At 75.7% G+C, this 3,756-nt stretch carries 1 protein-coding gene; it reads right to left on the reverse strand.

Features of this window, described 5'->3' with window-relative positions; translation table 11 throughout:
- On the reverse strand, positions 1–3,756 hold a 3,756-nt coding region (locus tag ACZ4SA_RS36725; RefSeq protein WP_468283142.1), incomplete at both ends, for an SDR family NAD(P)-dependent oxidoreductase.

The raw sequence follows: 3,756 nt of genomic DNA on the forward strand, positions 1-3,756 counted from the left end.
CCTGACCGGTGAACAGGAACGCCGTCCTGCCACCGACCACCCGGCCCGAGACCACCCCGGGAGCCGCCGTACCCGCGGCCAGCGCCGCAAGCCCGGCCACCAGCTCCGCACGGTCCCCACCGACCACCACCGCGCGCCGCTCGAACGACGCACGCGAAGCGACCAGCGAGAAGCCGACGTCCGCCGGGTCGAGCTCGGGGCGCTCCTCGACCAGGTCGAGGAGCCTGCGAGCCTGGCCGCGCAGCGACTCGTCGGACTTCGCCGAGAGCGGCCACATCACGGCGCTCACGGCGCCGCCGACCGGGGCGTAGTCCTGCGGGGCGGGGGCGGCAGGCGCGTCCGTGGGCTCCTGCTCCAGGATCACGTGCACGTTCGTGCCGCTGACGCCGAACGAGGACACGCCCGCGCGGCGGGGCCGGCCCGTCTCGGGCCAGTCGCGGCGTTCGGTGAGCAGCTCGACCGCGCCGGCCGACCAGTCCACGTGCGGGGTCGGCTCGTCCACGTGCAGCGTCGCCGGGAGTACGCCGTGGCGCATCGCCATGACCATCTTGATGATGCCCGCGACACCGGACGCCGTCTGGGCGTGCCCGATGTTCGACTTGATCGAGCCGAGCCACAGCGGCTCCGTGCCCTCGCCGGCACGCCCCTGCCCGTACGTGGCGAGCAGCGCCTGTGCCTCGATCGGGTCGCCGAGGGTCGTGCCGGTGCCGTGCGCCTCGACCGCGTCGACGTCGGTCGTCGACAGGCCGGCGTTGGCGAGGGCCTGGCGGATCACGCGTCGCTGGGCCGGGCCGTTGGGAGCGGACAGGCCGTTGGAGGCGCCGTCCTGGTTCACGGCGGAGCCCCGGACGACGGCGAGGACCTGGTGGCCGTTGCGGCGCGCGTCCGAGAGGCGCTCGAGGAGTACGAGGCCGACGCCCTCGCCCCAGCCGGTGCCGTCCGCGGCCGCCGCGAACGGCTTGCAGCGGCCGTCGGCGGCCATGCCGCGCTGGCGCGAGAACTCGATGAACGCGCCCGGGCTCGTCATCACGGCGACGCCACCGGCGAGCGCCATGGAGCACTCGCCCTGGCGCAGGGACTGGGCCGCCAGGTGCAGGGCCACGAGCGACGACGAGCATGCCGTGTCGACGGTGATCGCGGGGCCCTCCAGGCCGAGGGTGTAGGAGACCCGGCCGGAGACGACGGCGGTCTGGCCGCCGGTGATGAAGTAGCCCTCGGCTCCTTCGGGGATCTCGTACGCCTCGGAGCCGTAGCCCTGCGAGCTGACGCCGACGAACACGCCGGTCGCGCTGCCGCGCAGGGTCGTCGGGTCGATGCCGGAACGCTCCAGGGTCTCCCAGGAGGCTTCGAGGAGGAGTCGCTGCTGCGGGTCCATGGCCAGCGCCTCGCGCGGGCTGATCCCGAAGAACGCCGGGTCGAAGGCGCCCGCGTCGTACACGAACGCGCCCTGGCGGGTGTAGGTGGTGCCCGACTTGGTGGGGTCGGGGTCGTAGATCGCGTCGAGGTCCCAGCCGCGGTCGGTGGGGAAGTCGCCGGTGGTGTCGCGGCCGTCGAAGACGAGCTGCCACAGCCGCTCCGGGGAGTCGGCACCGCCGGGGTAGCGGCAGCTCATGCCGACGATCGCGATGGGGTCGTCGTCGATCGCGAGGGCCGCGGCGGGCCCGCCCGATGCGGCGGACGCGGCACCTCCGCCGAGCGGGTCGGTTCCGTCGGGGTCGCCGAGGACCTCGGCGAGGAGGAAGTCGGCGACGGCGGACGCGGACGGGTAGTCGAAGACGAGGGTCGCGGGCAGGCGGACGCCGGTCGCGGCGCTGAGCCGGTTGCGGACCTCGACGGCACTGAGCGAGTCGAAGCCGAGCTCGCGGAAGGCGCGGTGCGGTTCGATCGCCTCGGGTCCGGTGTGACCGAGCACGGAGGCGGCCTGGGCGCGGACCAGTTCGAGGACGATGCCGGCCCGCTCAGCGGCGGGGACGGCCGACAGCTGCGCGGCGAGCACGGAGGGGCTGGCGTCGTCGGGCTCGTCGGCGGCGGCCAGGAGCTTCTTGACCTCGGGGAGGTCGGCGATGAGGGGGCGGGAGCGGGCCGCGGTGAGCGCCGTGGCGAACCGCTGCCAGTCGATGTCGGCGACGACGCCCGTCGTCTCGTCGTACGCGACGGCGCGCACCAGGGCGGCGACGGCGAGCTCGGGCGCCATGGGGCGCAGTCCGCGCCGCAGGACGAAGTCGGCGTCGTCGGCGTCGCCGAGGCCGCTGCCGCCGTCCCACAGGCCCCAGGCGAGGGAGGTCGCGGCCAGGCCGCGGGCGCGGCGCTGCTCGGCGAGGGCGTCGAGGGAGGCGTTCGCCGCGGCGTAGGCGCTCTGGCCGCCGCCGCCGAGGACTCCGGCGTTGGAGGAGAACAGGACGAACGCGTCGAGCGGGGTGTCGCCGAGGAGTTCGTCGAGGTGGCGGGCGCCCGCGACCTTGCCGGACATGGCGTCGGCGAGGTCGGCGAGTCCGGTGTCCTCGACGGCGGCGATGCCCCCGACGCCGGCGGTGTGCACGACGGCGGTGAGGTCGAGGTCCGCGAGCAGGGCGGCCAGGGTGTCCCGGTCGGCGACGTCGCAGGCGGCGACGGTGACGTCCGCGCCGAACTCGCGCAGTTCGGCGACGAGCTCGGCCGCGCCGGGCGCGTCCGCGCCGCGGCGGCTGGTGAGGATCAGGTGCTCGGCGCCGTTACGGGCGAGCCAGCGGGCGACGTGCGCGCCGAGCGCGCCCGTGCCGCCGGTGACGAGCACGCTGCCGCGCGGGCGCCAGTCGCGGGCGGGCTTGCCGGCGAGCGGGGTGCGGACGAGCCGGCGGGCGTACACACCCGTACCGCGCACGGCGAGCTGGTCCTCGTCGCCGATGCCGCCGAGGACGCCCGCGAGGCGGGCGGCGGTCCGCTCGTCCAGGGTCTCGGGACCCTGCTGCCGAGGGTCGTTCGGGAGGTCGACGAGGCCGCCCCAGCGCTGGGGCTGCTCGAGTCCGACGACGCGGCCGAAGCCCCAGATCTCCGCGCCTGCCTGGTCGGCGGGCGCATCGGTCGCCGCGGTGGACACGGCACCGCGGGTCAGCAGCCACAGCGGCGCCTCGATCACCGCGTCGCCGAGGGCCTGGGCCAGGGTGAGCGTGCCGGCCAGGCCCGCCGTCGCCTCGCCGCGTTCCGGATGCGGGCGCGCGTCACCGGCGAGCAGCGACAGGACGCCCCGGACGCCGGTGGGCATGGCGTCGGCCGCGGTACGCAGGCGCAGGGCGAGAGCCGTACGGTCGGTGTCCGCCGCGTCCCACGGCACGCGGGAGACGGTGGCGCCGTACGCGGTCAGCGCGGCCTCGATCCCGTCGGCGGACGCGCCGTCGGTGGGGGCGACGAGGAGCCAGCCGCCCTGCAGGTTCGGCGACCGCGGGTCGGCGAGGCGGCGCCAGGTCACGCCGTAACGCCAGGAGTCCACGAGGGACCGGTTCCGCTGCTGCCTGCGCCAGTTGGCCAGGACGGGGAGGGCGGAGCCGAGCGCGCTCTGCTGCTCGTCGTCGGCGACGTCGAGTTCGAGACCGTCGCTGAGTGCGGCGAGGTCGCCGCTCTCGACGGCGTCCCAGAACCGGGCGTCGAGCGGGTCCACGGTCACCTCGCCGGCGAGCTCCTCCGGCTCCAGCCAGTAACGGGAGTGCTGGAAGGCGTATGTCGGGAGGTCGACGGTCCGCGCGTCGGCGGGGAGCGTCTTGTCCCAGTCGACGGACGCGC

The organism is Streptomyces sp. NPDC027962 (genome assembly GCF_055566095.1).